At 66.4% G+C, this 20,356-nt stretch carries 14 protein-coding genes; 10 read left to right on the forward strand and 4 right to left on the reverse strand.

Translation table 11 applies throughout. The features are described from left to right. Positions 1-199: 199 nt before the first annotated feature. The 9 genes from KHN93_RS15260 (at position 200) to KHN93_RS15300 (ending at position 15,376) form a co-directional block, all read left to right on the forward strand. Complete coding sequence (locus KHN93_RS15260; protein ID WP_425600181.1) at positions 200-3,109, forward strand: TonB-dependent receptor; 2,910 nt, start codon at positions 200-202, stop codon at positions 3,107-3,109. Positions 3,110-3,177: 68 nt separating this feature from the next. Continuing rightward, a complete protein-coding gene (locus KHN93_RS15265; RefSeq protein WP_211920611.1) occupies positions 3,178-5,091 on the forward strand; it encodes a beta-galactosidase in 1,914 nt (637 codons plus the stop codon). Then, complete coding sequence (locus KHN93_RS15270) at positions 5,085-6,449, forward strand: APC family permease (protein ID WP_211920613.1); 1,365 nt, start codon at positions 5,085-5,087, stop codon at positions 6,447-6,449. Before KHN93_RS15265 ends, KHN93_RS15270 begins: the two co-directional genes overlap by 7 nt. Beyond that, positions 6,431-7,363, forward strand: a complete 933-nt coding sequence (locus KHN93_RS15275; protein ID WP_211920615.1) for a carbohydrate kinase family protein — start codon at positions 6,431-6,433, stop codon at positions 7,361-7,363. Before KHN93_RS15270 ends, KHN93_RS15275 begins: the two co-directional genes overlap by 19 nt. After that, positions 7,360-8,784, forward strand: coding sequence for a family 4 glycosyl hydrolase (locus KHN93_RS15280; RefSeq protein WP_211920617.1), 1,425 nt, complete (start codon positions 7,360-7,362; stop codon positions 8,782-8,784). Before KHN93_RS15275 ends, KHN93_RS15280 begins: the two co-directional genes overlap by 4 nt. A gap of 234 nt (positions 8,785-9,018) precedes the next feature. Next, positions 9,019-10,479 carry a glycoside hydrolase family 125 protein gene (locus tag KHN93_RS15285; protein ID WP_211920618.1) on the forward strand — a complete coding sequence of 487 codons (1,461 nt, stop codon included), beginning with the start codon at positions 9,019-9,021 and terminating at the stop codon, positions 10,477-10,479. 135 nt (positions 10,480-10,614) lie between these two features. Next, the gene (locus tag KHN93_RS15290; RefSeq protein WP_211920619.1) at positions 10,615-12,957 is read left to right on the forward strand and encodes a GH92 family glycosyl hydrolase; all 2,343 of its coding nucleotides are present in this window, start codon (positions 10,615-10,617) and stop codon (positions 12,955-12,957) included. A gap of 42 nt (positions 12,958-12,999) precedes the next feature. After that, positions 13,000-14,841 carry a glycoside hydrolase family 35 protein gene (locus KHN93_RS15295; protein WP_211920620.1) on the forward strand — a complete coding sequence of 614 codons (1,842 nt, stop codon included), beginning with the start codon at positions 13,000-13,002 and terminating at the stop codon, positions 14,839-14,841. Positions 14,842-15,160: 319 nt separating this feature from the next. Next, complete coding sequence (locus KHN93_RS15300; RefSeq protein WP_211920622.1) at positions 15,161-15,376, forward strand: hypothetical protein; 216 nt, start codon at positions 15,161-15,163, stop codon at positions 15,374-15,376. 62 nt (positions 15,377-15,438) lie between these two features. On the opposite strand, the gene KHN93_RS15305 is transcribed toward KHN93_RS15300, so the two are convergent. After that, positions 15,439-15,768: a RebB family R body protein gene (locus tag KHN93_RS15305; RefSeq protein WP_211920624.1), complete on the reverse strand. Its 330-nt coding sequence runs from the start codon at positions 15,766-15,768 to the stop codon at positions 15,439-15,441. 80 nt (positions 15,769-15,848) lie between these two features. Beyond that, entirely contained in the window at positions 15,849-16,064 is a 216-nt protein-coding gene (locus tag KHN93_RS15310; protein WP_211920626.1) for a hypothetical protein, read from the reverse strand. A 110-nt stretch (positions 16,065-16,174) separates the two neighbouring features. Here KHN93_RS15310 and KHN93_RS15315 point away from each other — a divergent pair, with 110 nt between their 5' ends. Beyond that, entirely contained in the window at positions 16,175-17,260 is a 1,086-nt protein-coding gene (locus tag KHN93_RS15315) for a sialidase family protein (RefSeq protein ID WP_211920628.1), read from the forward strand. Between the two features lie 1,213 nt (positions 17,261-18,473). On the opposite strand, the gene KHN93_RS15320 is transcribed toward KHN93_RS15315, so the two are convergent. Both KHN93_RS15320 and KHN93_RS15325 read right to left on the reverse strand, forming a co-directional pair. Further along, a complete protein-coding gene (locus tag KHN93_RS15320; protein ID WP_024940207.1) occupies positions 18,474-19,205 on the reverse strand; it encodes a copper homeostasis protein CutC in 732 nt (243 codons plus the stop codon). Beyond that, positions 19,202-20,266 carry a glycosylasparaginase gene (locus tag KHN93_RS15325; RefSeq protein ID WP_211920630.1) on the reverse strand — a complete coding sequence of 355 codons (1,065 nt, stop codon included), beginning with the start codon at positions 20,264-20,266 and terminating at the stop codon, positions 19,202-19,204. Before KHN93_RS15325 ends, KHN93_RS15320 begins: the two co-directional genes overlap by 4 nt. Between the last annotated feature and the right edge of the window lie 90 nt (positions 20,267-20,356).

Genomic DNA, 20,356 nt, shown 5'->3' on the forward strand with positions numbered 1-20,356 from the left:
GGTAATTCGCACACGCGTTGATCGCGTGCTGTGCCATGCCGTGCGCGCGCATCGCCGTGCAACCGTCTGCCCAAGAGCAAGGCATCGGCAAGGCGTTGCCGTCGGCAACGCTGCCCAGCATCTGGCGAGGTGGCACGTGGCAAAGCGTGAGCGTTCGAACGGCAAGCAGTGGGTCGTGGCAATCCTGACCGTGACCGGCATGGCGTCTGCCGCAGCCGCAGTGGCCGGCACCGTGGAGGGAGACCTCAAGGAAGGCAGCAGCGGCAAGCCCGCCACCAATGCGAAGGTACGCATTGCCGGCACGTCCTACAGCGCGGTGGCCGATGCGCGCGGGCACTTCGTCATCCGCGATGTGCCTGCCGGGCAGTACGCGCTAGCTCTGGACTACCCCGGCTTCAGCGCGGCCGAGACCAGCGTGCAGGTCGGCGACAGCGGCACGGCCTCGGTGGCCATTGCGCTGGAGGAGGTCAAGCAACTGAAGGCGGTCAGCGTGGTGAGCAACCGCTACGACGCCAGCGACCTGAAGATCAACGCCGCCAACACGGTGGACGTGCTGTCGGCCAACGACCTGCAACGCACCGCCGTGCACAACGTGGCCGAAGCGCTCGGCCTGATCGCCGGCATCAACATCACCAGCACCGGCTCGGGATACTTCGGCGGCATCGATGGCGCCGCGCGCGGCGAAGGCATGTTCGCCTCGGTGCGCGGGCTGCCGTCCGAATACAACGTCAACATGATCGACGGCGTCACCGTGGCGCAGGGCATGCCGTATAGCCGCAGCGTGCAGCTCAGCCTGTTGCCGCCGAGCGGCCTGCAGACCATCGTCGCCAACAAGACCTCCACCGCCGACATGGATGGCGATGCGATCGGCGGCACGCTGGATTTCCGCACGCCCACCGCCTACGACTTCAAGGACATCACCAGCGGTAGTGTCACCGGCAGCGGCCGGGTGGAAAGCCGCGCGCGCGATTACGGTGGCGATGGCCTGGGCGGCGGCTTCGGCGGCGAGTTCCAGCACAAGTTCGGTGAGGCGCAACAGTTCGGCGTCTATGCCAGCGCGTACTACGACTACCGCACCACCACCAACAGCGAGGTGGCTGCGGCCACCAGTGCACTCAACGATGGCTCCTGGGAGTACCTGAACACCGATGCCGAAGGTCGCAACGCGGCCGGTTTCGATCCGCAACACAACCTCACCAGCACCGGCATGAACGTCGGCATCGCCGCCGGCTGGGAGCGCCGCTATGGCGGCAACGCCTCGTTCGACTGGCATGTGGACGACAGCCTGTCGCTGTATGCGCGCATGACCTACGCCTATGCCAAGACCGAGCAAGGCACCACCTTCGTGCAATTGCTGCCGCAGGATGTGAGCTACGTGCCGACCGGCACACCGGGCGTGTTCACCCCGAATATCGGCCGCATCGCCTCGCGCTTCTGGTACGAGACCAACCCGGAAGTCGCCGACCTGGCCACCTTCCAGATCGGCGCCAAAAAGACCGCCGGCGGCTGGACCTTCATGCCCAACCTGTTCTACAGCTTCGGCAACAACGACCGACCCGACCATATCGAAATCGACGGGCGCGAAGACAAGTTCAGCCAGGACAACTACGCCTATTCCGGCAACAGCTTCGTGCGCTATGGCGGCGGCGCGTTCCCCTACCCGCAGCTCACGCCCGCGCTGCAGGCGCAGGTCAACAACATCCCGGCGTTGTACGCCAGCAGCTACGGCGAGCAGACCAAGATCTACTCCGGCCAGAAGAAGGGCGGCGCGCGTTTCGACACCCGCTACGATTTCGAAGATGGCGCGCTGCGCTCAGTGCAGTTCGGAGTGAAGTACAGCAGGAGCAGCCGCCGCTACACCAATCGCGACTGGTATACCGGCGGCGTGGACGGCACCACCACGTTGGGCGATCTGGGCATCTTCACCGGTACCTATGCCTCGATCTTTCCCGGCAAATACGACTGGAATACGCCACGGGTGAGCGAAGCGGCGGTGGCCGGCGTCATCGCACAACACCTCAGCGACGATGACCTGGACACCTGCGGCAGTGCGTTCTACGTCAACAACTACAACTGCAACACCATGCGCGGCATCGAGGCGGTCAGCGCCGCCTATGCCACTGCCACCTTCACTGTCGGCAACCTGGATATCGTGCCGGGCGCGCGCTTCGAGCACACCGGGATCGACAACACCTTCTGGGTGAGCCCGGTGGATGCGGACGGCAACGAGATCGTCGGCTACTTCGACCACAACCACACTTCTTACAACGAGCCGTTGCCCAGCGTGTTCCTGACCTGGCGGCCGGACCTGCGCACCGCCTATCGCGCCTCGCTGTGGACCAGCTATACGCGGCCCGCCTTCGTACAGCTGGGTGGCGGCAGCCAGATCGACATCTCCAATGGCGTCACCACCATCACCCAGGGCAATCCCGACCTGAAGCCGATCGAGTCCACCAACCTGGACCTGTCCGGCGAGTGGTCCACCGAGCGCGGCGGCTTCTTCTCGCTGGCCGGCTTCTACAAGCAGTTGCGCAACTACATCTACGATGCCGGCTCGGCCCAGGCCAATGGCAACACCACCGGCAGCGGCACGGTGCTGTACCACATGCCCACCAACGGCGGCGACGGCAAGATCTACGGCGTGGAACTCAGCGCGCGGCAGAAGTTCCAGGACCTGCCGGCGCCGTTCGACGGCCTGGGCATCAGTGCCAACGCCACCCGCCAGCATGCGCGCGCCGACCTGGGCCTGGCTGGCTTCGACAACGAACACATGCAATCGGCGCCGTCGGCGATGGCCAACCTGGAGTTGTTCTACGAGCACAACGGGTTCTCGTTGAACCTGAGCTACCACTTCAGCAGTTCTTACCTGCTGGGCTACGACTTCCTGCACGAAGGCGCGCCCTGGAACGACCTGTGGGCACGCCCGACCCGGCGCGTGGATCTGCACACCGGCTACCGCTTCGACAACGGCGTGAGCATGGACCTGTCGATCTCCAACCTGACCAAGGAATACAGCTACTGGGCGCATGTGGGCCGCAACAACCTGGCGATCTCCGACATCGTCGATGCCGGCAGCACCGCCTTGTTCACGGTCAAGTACGCGTTCTAGCAGCGCGTGGCGCACTCACTGCGCGGCGCAACGCAGCGCAGCGATTCCTTCCACTCCCTGGAGCAGCGATGAAACGCAGGAGTCTGTGTACGTTCGGCCTGCTCGCACCGTTCGGTCTGGCGGCCGCGCCGGCGCTGCTGTCGTCGCTGCATGCGCCGCTGCCGGATGGGCGGCCGCATGCGTTCGGCTTCGAGCGCGGCCAGTTCGTGCTGGATCAGCAGCCGTGGCAACTCCGCAGCGGCGAGATGCATCCGTTGCGCATCGCCCGTGCGGACTGGCTGCAGCGCATCCGCATGGCCAAGGCGCTGGGCTTGAACACCATCGCGCTATACCTGATGTGGAACGCCTACGAACGCGAGCCGGGGCAATTTGATTTCAACACCGGCGAACGCGATTTCGTTGCCTTCATCAAGCTCTGCCAACAGGAAGGACTATGGGTGTATCTGCGCCCCGGCCCGTACGTCTGCGCCGAGTGGACGCTGGGCGGGCTGCCGCCGTATCTGTTGCGCGAGCCGGGCATGCGCCTGCGCGATGCCGGCGACGCGCGCTACATGGCGGCGGTGCAGCGCTATATCGCCGCAGTGGCGCCGCGCATCGCACCGTTGATGGCCAGTGCCGGCGGGCCGGTGCTGATGCTGCAGATCGAGAACGAATACAGCATGCAGGGCAGCGACGTGGGCTATCTGCAGGCAGTGGCTGCGCTGTGGCGCGCGCACGGCATCGATGGTCCGTTTTCATTGGCCGAAGGCATGAAGGATCTGCGCCGGCGCAAGGCCTATCTGCCAGGCGCCGCGCTGGGATTGGATGGGGCCGATCTGGCTGAATTGCAGGAAGCAAGGCAGATCGCAGGCAACGCGCCGGTCTGGGTGGCCGAAGGCTATCCGGGTTGGCTGACCCATTGGGGCGAAGACGACTTCGCAAAGCGCGATTACGCGCCGATGCTGCAGCAGCTGATGGCCGCCGGCTATTCGTTCAATCTCTACGTGGTGCATGGCGGCAGCAACTTCGGCCTCAGCGCCGGTGCCAATGCCGAAGACGACGGCTCGCAGTTCCAGCCTGCATTGACCAGCTACGACTACGGCGCCCCGATCGACGAAGGCGGCCGCGCCACGCCTGCGTACATGGCGCTGCGCCGGATCATCGCCCGGCACAGCAGCACCGCGCTGCCGGCAATCCCGCAGGCACCGCCGCGCGCACGCTTTGCATCGGTCACCGCGCACCCGGTCGCCGCGCTCTGGGACAACCTGAGCCCCACGCCGGTGCACACCGAGCAGCCCACCGACAACCAACGCCTGCTCAAGCAGAACCTGGGGCTGGTGGTGTACCGGCGCCGTATTGCAGCCGGCACGCAGCTGGAGCTTGGCAAGGTGCACGACTACGCGGTGGTGCAACTGGACGGCGAGGAGATCGGGCATGTCTCGCGCATGCAGCACGCGCGCCTGAACAGCGCGCCGCAGCTCCCGCTCGCACAGGCCGCATCCGAAGAGCGCAGATTGGACGTCCTGGTCGACAGCTTCGGCTACATCAACTTCGGCCCGGCCTTGGGCGATGCAAAAGGCTTGCTCGGCCCGGTGCTGCTGGATGGCAGGGAGCTGCGCGGTTGGCAGGTCTACGGCTTGCCGCTGGATGACGACAAGGCACCGACGCTGCGCCCGCTGCAAGGCCCACCCACACGGCCCGGCCTGTACTTCGCAGCCGCCATCGCGCTGGAAACCTTCGGCGACGTCTACATCGACATGAGTCAGTGGCGCAAAGGCTATCTGTGGGTCAACGGCCGCCTGCTCGGGCGTTACTGGGACATCGGCCCGCAGCAGTGCCTGTTCTGCCCTGGCGCGTGGTTGAAACAGGGCGACAACGCAGTGCTGGTGCTGGATCTGCATCGGCTGCAACCCACCGCGATCCACTGCGCAGACGGGCTGACCTCCGCACGCTTCGCGAGCACCACGGCAGCAGTCGCGCAGGCGGAGCCCAGCGCATGCTGACCGCACCCAGCGTCGTGCCGGCGAATCCACAGGCGTCGGCACCGCCGCGCACGCTCGGTTTCTGGAGCGCGCTGTCGGCCAACCTGCTCAACATGATCGGCATCGGGCCGTTCATCACCATCCCGCTGGCCTTGTCGGCACTGGCCGGGCCGGCGGTGCTGGCCGGTTGGGTCGCCGGCGCACTGCTCTGCCTGTGCGATGGCCTGGTGTGGGCCGAGCTGGGCGCGGCGATCCCGCGCTCGGGCGGGCCGTACCACTACCTGCGCGAGGCCTACGGCCGCGACCGCTGGGGGCGGCTGTTCGGTTTCCTGTATCTGTGGCAGACGCTGCTGACCGCGCCGTTGTCGGTGGGCTCGGCGGCGGTCGGTTGCGTGCAGTACCTGGCGTTCCTGCTGCCGGGGCTGAGCCATACGCAGCTCACTGCGGTCGCGATGGCGTTGTGCGCGTTCAACACACTGCTGCTGTATCGCAAGGTGCGCTCGGTGCAGCTGCTGTCGCTGCTGGTCAGTGCGGTGGTGATCGGCGCCTGCGTATGGATCATCGTCAGTGGTGTGCTGCACTTCGACGTTGGCATCGCCTCGGCGTTCTTGCATGCCCGCCCGGCATCGCCGCATGGATTCTGGCTGGGCTTTGGTGCAGTGGCCTTGATCGCGGTCTACGACTACGGCGGCTACAACAACGTGTGCATGCTGGGCGGCGAAATCCGCAAGCCGCGCCGCACGATTCCGCGCGCGGTGTTGATCTCGATCCCGATCGTGGCGCTGCTCTACCTGGGCCTCAACATCACCCTGCTCGGTGTGCTGCCCTGGCAGCAGGCGGCGCACTCCAAGGCGGTGATGGCCGACTTCATGCAGGCCATCTACGGGCCCATCGGCAGCACCGTGGCGGTGGCGCTGATCGTGCTGGCCAGCTGGGGCTCGGCCCTGGTTGTGCAGTTGGGCTATTCGCGGGTGCCGTATGCGGCTGCAGCGGCCGGGCAGTTCTTCGGCGTGTTTGCGCGGCTGCATCCGCGCGGCGGCTTTCCGACCGTGTCGCTGCTGTTCGTCGGTGCGACCTCGGCGCTGGCCTGTCTGCTGTCGCTGGACGATCTGATCGCCACCTTGATGATCATCCAGATCCTGTTCCAGTTTCTGGCGCAATGCCTGGCGGTGGTGCTGTTGCGACGCAGGCGACGTCGGCGTGCCTTTGCGATGCCGCTGTATCCATGGCCGTTGCTGATCAGCGTGTTCGGCTGGCTGTATCTGCTGGCGACCAGCCCGGGACGCCGCCTGCTCGCTGCCGTGGTGGCGCTGTGCGTGGGCAGCGCCTTGTATCTGATCCAGGCACGGAGGCAGCGCGCATGGCCGTTCCAGCAGTGAACACCGCGCAACTCGTGGTGGTCGGCGAGGTCTATCTGGACCACATCTTCAGCGGCTTCGCACGCTGGCCGGCACCGGGCGAAGAAGCGCTGGCGCGCCATTACACGCGTGAGCTGGGCGGCGGCACCGTCATCACCGCCTGCGCGCTGGCGCGCCTGGGCTGCAACGTACGCGTACTCGGTGCGATCGGTGCGCAGGACCGCGCGGTGTTCGCCCAGCGGCTGGGCGAGTTCGGTGTCTCGGCCGACGGGCTGGTCGATTCGGAAGCCGGCACCGGCGTGACCACCAGCGTGTCGCTGCAGGAGGACCGCTCGTTCTTCACCTATGTCGGCGCCAATGCCGACTTGGGCACGCTGCTGCTACGCGAGCAATCCATTGCCGCAATGTGCGCGGCCCGGCATGTGCACTTCGCGATGCCGTTGCCGGCCGCGTTGGCCGCCGTCGTGTTGCCGCTGCTGGCAAACGCCGGCTGCACAACCTCGCTGGATGTGGGTTTCAGCCCGGCCTGGCTCACCGACCCGGCCAACCACGCCACCTGCCGCGCGGTGACCTGGTTCCTGCCGAACCAGAAAGAAGCGGCGCTGATGGGCTGCGACGACGGCGCCGATGCCTGCCTGGCGTGGGCGCGCGCGCTTGGCCTGCGGCAGGCGGTGATCAAGCGCGGCGCTGCGGGCGCCATGGTGATCGACAACAACGGCGCACGCCCGATCGCCGCGCCCATTGTGCCGGTGCGCGACACCACCGGTGCCGGCGATGCCTTCGATGCCGGCTTTCTGGCCGCCCAGCTGCGCGGCCTGCCGCTGGACGAGAGCGCACAGCACGGCTGCCATGCCGGCGCTGCCTGTTGCAGCGCGCTCGGCGCGCTCGATGGCCTTTTTCTTTTATCTCCCCCCACACACGAGGACGTTCCATGAGCAGTTCTGTCGACAATCGCAAGCTGACCCTGATCGGCGGCGGCGGCGTACGCACGCCGTTGGTGGTGTACGGCGTCAACGAGGCCGCCGAAGCGCTGGGCGCGCGCGAAATCGTGCTGTACGACCCCGACCAGGAGCGCCTGGCGCTGATGGTGGCGATGGGCCGCGCCATCGTCGCCGAGTCCGGCGGCGCGTTGCAGGTGCACGCCGCGCCCTCGCTGGAAGCGGCGATCGAGGGCGCGCACTTCGTGCTCAACAGCATCCGCGTCGGTGGCATCGCCCAGCGTGCCTCCGACGAGCAGACCATCATCCGCCACGGCTATTCCGGCCAGGAAACCACCGGCCCCGGTGGCGTGGCCAAGGCGCTGCGCACGGTGCCGGTGGCGATCGAACAGGCGCGCCTGATCGAGCGCCTGAGCCCGGACGCCTGGCTGGTCAGCTTCACCAATCCGGCCGGGCTGATCACCCAGGCCATCAGCGCACACACCCGCGCGCGCGTGGTTGGCATCTGCGACACGCCGGTGGAGCTGTTCCACAACATCGCACGCGCGCTCGGCGAGCCGGCCGAAGAGGTGGAATGCGACTACGTCGGCCTCAACCACCTGGGCTGGATCCGCGCGGTGCGCCTGCGCGGCGTGGACATCATCGACCGCGTGCTCGCCGACGACGCCATCCTGCGGCAGCTGTATCTGGCGCCGTTGTTCGACTTCGACATGCTGCGTGCGCTGCGGCTGATCCCCACCGAGTACCTGTACTTCTTCTACGAGCGCCGCCGCGCCCTGGACAACCAGCGCGCCAGCGGCGCCAGCCGCGGTGGCGAGATCGAACGGCTCAACCGCAGCCTGATCGGCGACCTGCGCAGCCGCCTGGAGGCCGGCGACACCACCGGCGCGGTGCAGACCTATGCCGCCTACCTGGCGCAGCGCTCCGGCTCGTACATGAAGCTGGAGGCCGAGGCCGGCTCGGCCTTCGCGCCTGACCTGGCGCCGCAGCCGGATCCGTTCCGCGCCAGCACCGGCTATCACCGCATCGCAGTGGACGTGATGAGCGCGCTGACCGGTGCCCGCCCCAGCCGGCACGTGGTCAACGTGCGCAACCAGGGCGCGCTGGCCGAGCTGGCCGACGACGACATCGTGGAAATCGCCTCCGACATCGACCGCGACCGCATCGTGCCGATCCCGGCCGCGCCGCTGCCGGCCGCGGTGCAAGGGCTGGTGCGCTCGTTCAAGGCCTACGAACACGCCGCAATCGAGGCCGCGCTCAGCGGCAGCCACCTGGACGCCTGCAAGGCGATGCTGATCCACCCGGCGATCGGCGAGTGGAGCCCGTCGCGGCGCATGCTGGACGAACTGTTCGGGCATGCACACGACGATGACCACTGCGCGGGGCCGGCGCAGTGGCGCGGGCATGCGGCCGGTTGAAAGCCGGTGCCGCGCGACCGCGGAGGACGTGGACCAGCCACTGCCGCCATGGCCGCAGGCCACGCGTACGGCGCCGAATTGTGCGAGCGCACTATGCACATTCGGCGCACACGTTGTATGGTCATCGGGAATTGGTCATGCATAGGTCTCATCATCGGCCCGGCACGTGATGCCGCCGCTGCAAGGATGTCCGCTGCGTCGACCGCTTGCTGAAATCCCAGGGAGCTCCAGGTCATGCACACCCGCCGCGACATCCTTCAGTTGCTGGGCGCCAGCGCGGGCGCCGGCCTGCTCGCCGGCGCACTGCCCGCCTTCGCCGCCCCCGTTGCCGGCACCTCCACGGCTGCCGGCAACTTCGTCAGCAAGCGCCCGCCCAAGGCGCAGCGCCGCTTTGTTAGCAAGGCGGTCGAGCAGCAGATCGTGCAGATCAAGTCGCGCATCGCCGATCCCGAACTGGCCTGGCTGTTCGAGAACTGCTACCCCAACACGCTGGACACCACGGTGGAAACCGGCACCCGCAACGGCAAGCCGGACACCTTCGTCATCACCGGCGACATCCACGCGATGTGGCTGCGCGACTCCTCCGCCCAGGTGCACCCGTATGTGCCGCTGGCCAGGCGCGACCCTGCCTTGCGGCGCATGTTCCATGGCCTGATCCAGCGCCAGGCCGCCTGCATCCGGCTGGACCCGTACGCCAACGCCTTCCTGCCCGATGGCCAGACCCAGCGCCTAAAGTGGTCGCTCAACGACATCACCGAGATGAAGCCCGGCGTGGGCGAGCGCAAGTGGGAGATCGATTCGCTGTGCTACCCGATCCGCATCGCGCACGAATACTGGCGCGCCACCGGCGATGCCGCCCCGTTCGACGACGACTGGCGCGCAGCGATGCAGGTGGTGGTCAGAACCTTCCGCGAGCAGCAGCGCAAGGACAACCGCGGCCCCTACGTGTTCCAGCGCCCCTCGCCGTTGGCGACCGAGACCCTGGTGCTGGAAGGCTACGGCCAGCCGACCCGGCCCAACGGCATGATCCACTCGATGTTCCGCCCCTCCGACGATGCCTGCGTGTATCCGTTGTTCGTGCCGGCCAACCTGTTCGCGGTGGCCTCGCTGCGCCAGCTGGCAACGATGAGCACGGCCCTGCATCGTGATGCCGCGTTTGCTGCCGACTGCACCGCGCTGGCCGATGAAGTGGAAGCCGCAACGCGCAAGTTTGGCCAGCAACGCGATACCGATGGGCAGGCCTACTGGGCATTCGAAGTGGACGGTTACGGCAACCAGTTGTTTATCGACGACGCCAATGCCCCCGGCCTGCTCAGCCTGGCCTACCTGGGCTGCTGCGACCGCGCCGACCCGGTATTCCTGCGCACGCGCCAACTGGCCTGGAGCGAACGCAACCCGTATTTCTCGCGCGGCAGCGCGGCCGAAGGCGTCGGCAGCCCGCACAGCGGCATGGGCACGATCTGGCCGATGTCGATCATCCAGTACGCCCTGGTCAGCGACGACGACGCACAACTGCGCCAGTGCCTGCAGTGGCTCAAGACCACCCATGCCGGCACCGGCTTCATGCACGAGGCCTTCGACAAGGACAACCCGAGCAGCTTCACCCGCCACTGGTTCGCCTGGGCCAACACCTTGTTCGGCGAACTGATCATCGACCTGCACCAACGCAAACCCCAGCTGCTGCGCAGCGCCTGATTCCACGAGGGGCCCACCCTTGCAACGCGGAACTGCAGAGCACTTGATCTTCCCTTCTCCCGCCGGGAGAAGGTGCCCGAAGGGCGGATGAGGGTACGGCCCGCCCCACTTCGTGACATCCAAGAGCACATCACCATGGCAACACGACGCGGTTTTCTCCAAGGCGCCATCGCAGCAGCACTGTTCGGCAGCGCAGGCCTCTCCGGGCTTGCACGCGCACGCGCCGGCAACTACGCACTGCCGGCCGATGCGCGCACCCGCGCCGAGCTCACCCGCCATGTCGATGTGTTCATCGGCACCGGCGGCCATGGCCACACCTTCCCCGGTGCGACCCTGCCGTTCGGCATGGTGCAGCTGAGCCCGGACACCTACAACGCGGTATGGGATTCGTGCTCCGGCTATCACGAGTCCGACGGCTCGATCATGGGCTTTTCGCACACGCACCTGTCCGGCACCGGCATCGGCGACATGCTGGATTTTCTGCTGGTGCCCGCCACCGGCGAAGTGAAGCTGGTGCCCGGCGCACTCGACGCACCGGACAGCGGTTACCGCTCGCGCTACGACCATGCCGACGAAGCCGCCTCGCCCGGTTACTACCGCGTGCGGCTCAAGGACAGCGGCGTACATGCCGAACTCACTGCCACCGCGCGCGCCGGCCTGCACCGCTACCACTTTCCCAAGGGCAAGCCGGCGCATGTGCTGCTGGACCTGTGCCACGGCATGCAGGACAAACCCGGCATCCCCACCCGCATCACCGACGCGCAACTGCGCGTGGTCGACGACCGCACGCTCACCGGTGGCCGGCGTGTCTACCAATGGGCGCAGGGGCGCTACATCTATTTCGCGATGCGGCTGTCGCGGCCGTTCAAGCAGGTGCAGCTGTACAACGAAGACCAACCGCTGGCCGCAGGCACGCGCAACGTGGACGGCGTGCACCTCAAGGCCGCCCTGCACTACCCCGACGCAGCCGACGCACCGCTGCTGATCAAGGTCGGCATCTCCGCCGTCAGCGCCGACAATGCGCTGGCCAACCTGGATGCGGAACTGCCGGACTTCGACTTCGCCCGCGTGCATGCGCAAGCCGTGGCCGCCTGGGAAAAGGAACTGGCACGCGTACGCATCGACAGCGATGACGACACGCAACGCCGCATCTTCTACACCGGCCTGTATCACAGCCTGCTCGCGCCCACCCTGTTCAGCGATGTGGATGGCCGCTACCGCGGCATGGACCTGCAGATCCACACCGCCCCCAAGGGCTATCACAACTACAGCACCTACTCGCTGTGGGACACCTACCGTGCCGCGCATCCGCTGCTCACCCTGGTGCAGCCCGAGCGCGTACCGGACCTGCTGCAATGCCTGGTGCGCGGCGCCAACGAATGCCCGGACGGCGTGGGCATCTGGCCGCTGCAAGGCGTGGAAACCGGCTGCATGATCGGCTATCACTCGGCCGTGGTGCTGGCCGAAGCGCATGCCAAGGGCTTCACCGGCATCGACTACACCGCCGCCTGGCCGGCTTACCGCAAGCGCGCCATGGACGACACCACCCATGGCCTGGCGTACTACCGCAAGCTCGGCTACATCCCCGCCGACAAGGTCGACGAAGCGGTCAGCCGCACGCTGGAATACGCCTACGACGACTGGGCCTGCGCGCATCTGGCACAGGCCGCCGGTGCCACTGACGATGCACGCGCACTGCGCGAACGCTCGCGCAACTACCGCAACGTGTTCAATCGCGACAGCGGCTTCGTACAGGCGCGTCTGGAAGACGGTAGCTGGGCCACGCCGTTCGACCCGCGCGGCATGGGCCATATCAGCAAATGGCGCGACTTCACCGAATCCAATGCCTGGCAGGCCAGCTTCCTCAACCAGCACGATCTGTACGGTTACATGGACCTGTACGGCGGCCGCGACGGTTTTGTCGCCAAGCTCGACGAGCTGTTTTCCACCAGCTCCGAACTGCCCGCCGATGCGCCACCGGATATCGACGGCCTGGTCGGCCAGTACGCGCACGGCAACGAGCCAAGCCATCATGTGGCCTATCTGTTCGCTTACGCCGGCCAGCCGTACAAGACCCAGGCGATGGTGCGCCGGCTGCTGCGCGAGCAATACCACGACGCGCGCAACGGCCTGTCCGGCAACGAGGACTGCGGGCAGATGAGCGCCTGGTTCGTGCTCAGCGCGCTCGGGCTGTATGCGGTGGACCCGGTCAGCGGCAACTACGTCCTCGGCAGCCCGCTGTTCAAGCGCGCAGAACTCGATGTCGGCAACGGCCGCACGCTGCGCATCGTCGCCAACAACAGCAGCGCGCAGAACGTGTATGTGCAGTCGCTGAGCTGGAACGGCAAACCGACCAACCGCAGCTGGATGCGGCATGCCGACCTGGCCGCAGGCGGCACGCTGGAATTCACCATGGGCGCTAAACCGAATCCGGCGTTCGGCGCAAACAAGGAGGATCTGCCGCCTTCGTTTGCTTGATGTTTGTCCTTACTCGTCACTCGTTACCGCCGAGAATCGCCCATGTTGCGCAGCACCCTCAGCCCCCTCGTCCTGGCCCTCGCGCTGGCGCTTCCCGTCGCCGCCAATGCCGCCGACACCCACACCTGGCCCAGCTTCGGCACGCAAGGCACGCAGTTCGTGCGCGACGGCAAGCCGTATCAACTGCTCTCCGGTGCCATCCATTTCCAGCGCATCCCGCGTGACTACTGGAAAGACCGCCTGCAGAAGGCGCGTGCACTGGGCTTGAACACGGTGGAGACCTACGTGTTCTGGAACCTGGTCGAGCCGCAGCAGGGCCGGTTCGACTTCACCGGCAACAACGACGTGGCCGCGTTCGTACGCGAGGCCGCCGCGCAAGGCCTCAACGTGATCCTGCGGCCCGGCCCCTACACCTGCGCCGAGTGGGAAGCCGGCGGCTACCCCGCCTGGTTGTTCGGCAAGGACAACATCCGTGTGCGCAGCCGCGACCCGCGCTTCCTCGCCGCCAGCCAGGCCTATCTGGATGCCGTGTCCCAACAGGTGCGTCCGCTGCTCAATCACAACGGCGGGCCGATCATCGCCGTGCAGGTCGAGAACGAATACGGCTCCTACGACGACGACCATGCCTACATGGCCGACAACCGCGCCATGTACGTCAAGGCCGGCTTCGACGACGCCTTGCTGTTTACCTCCGACGGCGCCGACATGCTCGCCAACGGCACCTTGCCGGACACCCTGGCGGTGGTGAACTTCGCCCCCGGCGAGGCCAGGAGCGCGTTCGACAAACTGATCAAGTTCCGCCCTGACCAACCGCGCATGGTCGGCGAATACTGGGCCGGCTGGTTCGACCACTGGGGCAAGCCGCACGCCAGCACCGACGCAAAACAACAGACCGAAGAGCTGGAGTGGATCCTGCGCCAGGGGCATTCGGCCAACCTCTACATGTTCATCGGCGGCACCAGTTTCGGCTTCATGAATGGTGCCAATTTCCAGGGCAATCCCAGCGACCATTACGCCCCGCAGACCACCAGCTACGACTACGACGCCATCCTCGACGAAGCCGGCCGCCCCACCCCCAAGTTTGCGCTGATGCGCGACGCCATCGCCCGCGTCACCGGCGTGCAACCGCCCGCGCTGCCCAAGCCGATCGCGATCACGGCACTGCCGGACACCCAACTGCGCGAATCCGCCTCGCTGTGGGACAACCTGCCCGCCCCGATCGCCATCGACACGCCGCAGCCGATGGAGCACTTCGGCCAGGACTACGGCTACATCCTCTACCGCACCACCGTCACCGGCCCGCGCAAGGGGCCGCTGTACCTGGGCGAGGTGCGCGATGTGGCGCGGGTGTATGTCGACCAGAAGCCGGTCGGCAGTGTCGAGCGCCGGCTGCAGCAGGTCTCCACCGACGTGGATATTCCGGCCGGCCAGCACACGCTGGATGTGCTGGTTGAAAACAGCGGCCGCATCAACTACGGCCCGCGCATGGCCGACGGCCGCGCCGGGCTGGTCGACCCGGTGCTGCTGGACAACCAGCAGCTCACCGGCTGGCAGGCCTTCCCGCTGCCGATGCGCTCGCCCGACAGCATCCGCGGCTGGACCCGCACCCCCGTCGCAGGCCCGGCCTTCCACCGTGGCACGCTGCGCATCGGCACACCGACCGACACCTATCTGGACATGCGCGCCTTCGGCAAGGGCGTGGCCTGGGCCAACGGCGTCAACCTGGGCCGCCACTGGGCCATCGGCCCGCAGCGGGCGTTGTATTTCCCGGCCCCGTTCCAGCGCAAGGGCGACAACAGCTTGGTGGTGTTCGACCTGGACAGCACCGCCAAGCCCGGCGTGCGCGGCCTGCAGCAGCAGGTGTGGATCACGCCGAAGGAGTAACGGGCACGCGGGTGGCGGGCCGCTGGCGATTGCGCACCTGTCCGGGACGGCGATCGCAAGCCGCACGCCCATGCCCGCCGACGCCCAAAACCAACCGCCAGGCAACCCGCCGGGCGCCCCCGGAGCGACACCCCTTCAGACCGCCGCGCGCCCGCCGCTATCTGGAGGTCCGCCGCCCGCGCAGCGTCTGCTACCAATTGTGGTATCGGACCGATCGCATTCCAGGCAAGATCACCGGCTCACGCCGTTGTGGAAGGCAGTGGCGCATTCCCGTCGTCCTATCGGGCGACGGTCAGATCGTGAGTTCCAGGAGCGTTTCATGTCGTCGTCCACCGTTACGCAAGACCCTGTCTCCGCGGTTCCGGAGCAGACCCAGCACGCCTTCGCCGAACACGTTCACAGCAAGCCCGCGCCGAGCCAGCCGATCGGCAGCACCGAAGCGGCGCACCTGATGACCTTCCTGTGCCAGACCCACGCGGCCAAACAGCCGCAGATCCTGCTGCCGCCGCAGACGCGCGACGACGACGCGGCCTGAGTGCACCGACGCACTCGTGTCAGCAACATTGGCGACAGCACTGCCGCTGTCGCCAGCTGCCATTATTTGGCGGTGTTGAACGCATTGAGCACGGTGAGCAGACTGGTCAGATTGTCGGCGACACCCGCCTGCGCGACCTTCTCGACATCCGCCGCCGAGGCGGTCGTATCAAGGCTGTAGATCTGCATCACGCCCTGGTTGCTGGCGGCCTGCGACAGGGTGTTTTGCTGCTGTTGCACCGATACCGCGTTCTGAAACAGGATGCCGGTCGAATGCGCCATGCTCTGGTAGATCGTGCCCATCGCCATTGCAGGCGCCTCGCCAATGACCTTGACGTTGGACTGCGTGACAGCATCGGTGATCTGGTCGTTGACTGATGTTGGAAAAGCCATGCGTGTGCTCCTGAGTGGACGGACACACGGCGCTGCGCGTTGTTGCACGCCAAGCGGCACTGAAAGCCGGTCGCACCCGTTTACCGCGTTGCGGTGCGCCGACCAAACACCAGGCACACCGCACACCGTGTCATCTCGATAACGGCCTGCTCGCGCACGACTGAATCTTCGCAACGCCGCTTCGCGATGGACGTCGCAGGCGCAGCAAAGTTCTGCGTCATGGCGGTGGGCAGGGTCAACGCGGTCAGGCCGAGTGCGGCCAGCCAGCGCAACGGGAAAAGCAGGTGCGACGACATCGCGGGTCCTCGCCGTGGGGGGCGACGAAGGCCCCTGGGATGACCAGAGCACATGGTATTTAATAGATAATAAATAGGTATCTTTAAAATCCGCACAGGACTTCACCACGATGCTCCCGTCACGCCTGCTGATCTGCCTTGTTGCGAGCCTTGCCGCTTGCGCAGTTCAAGCCGAATCGCCCATGCCGCCGCCCTCGCCCATCTTGCTCAGCGAGTTCATCGCCGACCCGGCACCGACACCGCAGGCGCATGCTTCCACACTGCTGGAAACCCGCGACGGCACGCTGCTGGCGGCGTGGTTCGGCGGCGCGCATGAGGGAGCGGCCGATGTCGGTATCTGGCTCGCACAACGCGGCGTGCAGCACTGGCAGTCGCCACGACGCATCGCCGACGGCGCGCATGCCGGCACGGATGGCGCCGCGCTGCCGGCCTGGAATCCGGTGTTGTTCCAGTCCGGCACCGGCCCGGTGCAGCTGTACTACAAGCTCGGCCCGAATCCGCGCGATTGGTGGGGCCTGCGCACCACCTCCGATGACGACGGTGCGCACTGGTCGCCGCCGCAGCGCCTGCCCGACGGCATTCTTGGCCCGATCAAGAACAAGCCGGTGCAATTGCCGAACGGACGCATCCTTGCGCCCAGCAGCAGCGAAGACCGCGGCTGGCGCGCGCATCTGGAATGGAGCGACGACGACGGCGCGCACTGGCAGCGCGGCATGCCGCTCAACGACCCGAGTGTGATCGGTGCGATCCAGCCCAGCGTGTTGCTGCATGCGGACGGGCGCGTGCAGGTACTGGGGCGCAGCCAGCAGAACAAGTTGTTCAGTACCTTCTCGCAGGATGGCGGCCTGCATTGGCAACCGATGCAGTTGCTGGACGTGGAGAACCCCAACTCCGGCACCGACGCGGTGATGCTGCGCGACGGCCGCGCCCTGCTGGTCTACAACCCCGGTATCGCCGGCAAGGACTGGTGGGATGGTCGCGGCACGCTTGCGGTGGCGCTATCGACCGACGGCGTGCATTGGCAACGCGCACTCACGCTGGAAAACAGCGCAAAAGACGAGTTCTCCTATCCGGCCGTGATCCAGACCCGCGATGGCCTGGTCCATATCAGCTACACCTGGAAGCGCCAACGCATCAAGCATGTAGTGATCGATCCGGTGAGGCTAGGCGGCAATGCAGATGGCACGATGCCATAGTCACTTCTGCATTGTCCGGAAGTAAGCCAAGCGCACGATGTCCTTGCCGCTCGCGGGACACGCCGCGAAATGCGCAAGACACAAGCCCAATTCAGTCGAGCGCGCGGTGCCCTCGCCGCTCGCGGGACACGCCGTAAACACGTCCCTGCGGGCTCGGTGGCGGCATCCATGCCGCCACACGGTCCCCCAAGCGGCGAGGACACCGCACCAGAGAAGTTGTTGGCTGTTTTATTGAAAGCCATGCGTACCGACCATCGGAGTCTGGTCCTTGCCCGCCTACCGTCGCGGGACCTTACGCGGCATGGATGCCGCGTAAGAGCCTACAAGGACGTACTTGCGGCGTGTCCTGCGATGGTAGGCGGGCAAGGGCCCTGCAACGAAGCACCAGATCAGACGCTTTGCCCTCACTTCTTCCACAGCGCCCGTCTGAGCTCAACACAACATGCTCCTGAGCATTGCCGCCGTTTCAACGCAGCAAAGCCTGGTAGTAGTGCACTGATGGAATTGCACAAGCAACTCGCCGACCGCCGCTCCTGCTCTTGTCCACGCACACCGACCATCTCGGCAAGTCCTTGCCCGCCCACCGTCGCGGGACCTTACGCGGCATGGATGCCGCGTAAGAGCCTACAAGGACGTACTTGCGGCGTGTCCCGCGATGGTGGGCGGGCAAGGGCCCTGCAAAGAAGCAGCAGATCAGATGCTTTGCGTTCGCTTCTTCCACAGTGCCCTGTCTAAGCTCAACACAACATGCTCTTGAGCTCGGCCGCCGTTTCAACGCAGCAAAGCCTGGTGGTCGAGGGCGCAATGCCCTCACCACTTCCGGGACACGCCGTGAATCCATCCGTGGAGGCTCCGTGGCGGCATCCATGCCGCCAAGGGTCCCGGAACCGGCAAGGGCATCGCGCCTGCTAAGTTGGTCGTGCGCTGATGGAACTGCACAAGCAACTCGCCGACCGCCGCTCCTGCTCTTGTCCACGCACACCGACCATCGAGACTGGTCCTTGCCCGCCGACCGTCGCGGGACCTTACGCGGCATGGATGCCGCGTAAGAGCCTACAGGGACGTACTTGCGGCGTGTCCCGCGATGGTGGGCGGGCAAGGACCCGGCAGCCAAGCCACAGCTCACATGCCACGTCTTCGCTCCACCTAAATTGCCCAGCCAAAGCGTGCAAAAAGGTCCCAGCTCACGCGCTCCACAATCGGCACACGCGCCTCACAGCTCCTGCAACAACCCCACGATCCGCCGCACACGCGCCACATCGGTACGCTGGTAGTCGCCGCCCAGATCGGAGATGTACGCATGCGGCGCATGCACCTGCGCCGCAACCGGCCCACGTGAGGAGGCATGGAACTCGCGTGCGCCGGTGTTGGCGCGCAGCGCACGCACATTGCTTTCGGACACGCCCGCGCCCGGCATGATGCTGATGCGGTCGCCTGCCTGCCGCACCAATGCGGCAATGGTGTCGACACCTTCAAGCGCGCTCGCACGCGCACCGGAGGTCAGCACGCGCTCGCAGCCCAGCGTGATTGCGTCTTCCAGCGCGCGCGACGGATCGGCACTGACGTCGATCGCACGATGAAAGGTCACGCCCAGCGAACCGGCTGCGGCGATCAACACCCGCATCGTGCCCATGTCGACCTGCCCGTGCGGATCCAGCGCGCCCAGCACCACGCCATCGCAACCCAGCCGCACGCATTGCTCCACATCGCGCCGCATCACCTCGACCTCTGCCGCGTCGAAAACGAAGTCGCCCACGCGCGGACGGATCAATACGTATAGCGGAATCTGCAATCGCTCACGCACCACCGCCAGCGTGCCGAACGATGGCGTCAGCCCGCCGCCGTCCAGCCCCCCGCAGAGTTCGACCCGCATCGCACCGCCTTCCTGCGCCGCCAATGCCGACCCCACCGAATCGGCGGCCACTTCCAGCCCCAACGCACTCATGCTGTAGGCTCGGTGGTGTAGTGGCTTTCGCCGGGCACCAGCAGATCCTGCCGCTGCGCATCGCAGACCGCGTAACTGAAACCCTTCTGGATCGCAAACGCCCCCACCTCGCCGCGCTTGTTCATCGCCAGAAATCCTACCTGCAAGGTGCGGGTGAGTTCGGGCTTGCGCCGGATCAGCCGCATCACCACCTCGCGGCAGGCATCGGCCGGCGACTTGCCCTGGCGCATCATTTCCACCACCGCAAAACTGCCGACATTGCGGATCACCTCTTCGCCGACGCCGGTCGAGGTCGCACCGCCCACCTCGTTGTCCACGTACAGGCCCGCGCCGATGATCGGGCTATCGCCAACCCGGCCGTGCATCTTCCACGCCATGCCGCTGGTGGTGCACGCGCCGGACAGGTTGCCGTGCGCATCCAGCGCCAGCATGCCGATGGTGTCGTGATTGTCCTTGCCGCCCGGCAGTTTCGCATCGCGCCAGGCGCGGTTTTCGATATTGGCTTCCGGCGTATATTTCGAGGTCTTCAACCACTCTTTCCACGCCGCTTCCGAGCTCGGCGTGAGCAGCTTGGTCTGCGGGAATCCCTGCTCCAACGCGAACTGCCGCGCGCCATCGCCGACCAGCATCACATGCGGGGTTTTTTCCATCACCGCGCGCGCCACCGAAATCGCATGCACCACATCTTCCAGTGAAGCAACCGAGCCGCAATTGCCCAGGTGATCCATGATGCAGGCATCCAGCGTCACCCGGCCGTCGCGGTCCGGATAGCCGCCCAGCCCTACGGTGGGATTGCTCGGGTCCGCTTCGGGCACGCGCACGCCGGCTTCCACCGCATCCAGTGCGATACCGCCGCTGCTAAGGATTTTCCAGGCTGCCTGATTGGCGGCAATGCCGAAATCCCAGGTGGAAATCACCCGCGCCGCGCCGCGCGGCAGCGCGGTAACGCGTCCGGCCGTGCCGGCACCGGCGGCGGCCTGCGCACGTGTGCCCCACCCGGCCAGGCCGGAAGCGATCGCACCAAGCGTGGCGCTCTTGAGAAAGTGACGACGTTGGATCATCCGGGCGAACTCCATGCAGGAAGAAGACAGGCAACCGCAGTGCGCGGCCACAGCCTTCCATCATGCGGCAGCGCCGCACGCGGATAAACC

Source organism: Xanthomonas arboricola pv. juglandis (genome assembly GCF_905367715.1).
In the GTDB taxonomy this organism is placed as follows: Bacteria; Pseudomonadota; Gammaproteobacteria; order Xanthomonadales; family Xanthomonadaceae; genus Xanthomonas; species Xanthomonas arboricola.

Coding starts and splice junctions, on each gene's coding strand:
- KHN93_RS15260 (WP_425600181.1), top strand. CDS start 200: ATGGCGTCTGCCGCAGCCGCAGTGGCCGGCACCGTGGAGGGAGACCTC.
- KHN93_RS15265 (WP_211920611.1), top strand. CDS start 3,178: ATGAAACGCAGGAGTCTGTGTACGTTCGGCCTGCTCGCACCGTTCGGT.
- KHN93_RS15270 (WP_211920613.1), top strand. CDS start 5,085: ATGCTGACCGCACCCAGCGTCGTGCCGGCGAATCCACAGGCGTCGGCA.
- KHN93_RS15275 (WP_211920615.1), top strand. CDS start 6,431: ATGGCCGTTCCAGCAGTGAACACCGCGCAACTCGTGGTGGTCGGCGAG.
- KHN93_RS15280 (WP_211920617.1), top strand. CDS start 7,360: ATGAGCAGTTCTGTCGACAATCGCAAGCTGACCCTGATCGGCGGCGGC.
- KHN93_RS15285 (WP_211920618.1), top strand. CDS start 9,019: ATGCACACCCGCCGCGACATCCTTCAGTTGCTGGGCGCCAGCGCGGGC.
- KHN93_RS15290 (WP_211920619.1), top strand. CDS start 10,615: ATGGCAACACGACGCGGTTTTCTCCAAGGCGCCATCGCAGCAGCACTG.
- KHN93_RS15295 (WP_211920620.1), top strand. CDS start 13,000: ATGTTGCGCAGCACCCTCAGCCCCCTCGTCCTGGCCCTCGCGCTGGCG.
- KHN93_RS15300 (WP_211920622.1), top strand. CDS start 15,161: ATGTCGTCGTCCACCGTTACGCAAGACCCTGTCTCCGCGGTTCCGGAG.
- KHN93_RS15305 (WP_211920624.1), bottom strand. CDS start 15,768: ATGGCTTTTCCAACATCAGTCAACGACCAGATCACCGATGCTGTCACG.
- KHN93_RS15310 (WP_211920626.1), bottom strand. CDS start 16,064: ATGTCGTCGCACCTGCTTTTCCCGTTGCGCTGGCTGGCCGCACTCGGC.
- KHN93_RS15315 (WP_211920628.1), top strand. CDS start 16,175: ATGCTCCCGTCACGCCTGCTGATCTGCCTTGTTGCGAGCCTTGCCGCT.
- KHN93_RS15320 (WP_024940207.1), bottom strand. CDS start 19,205: ATGAGTGCGTTGGGGCTGGAAGTGGCCGCCGATTCGGTGGGGTCGGCA.
- KHN93_RS15325 (WP_211920630.1), bottom strand. CDS start 20,266: ATGATCCAACGTCGTCACTTTCTCAAGAGCGCCACGCTTGGTGCGATC.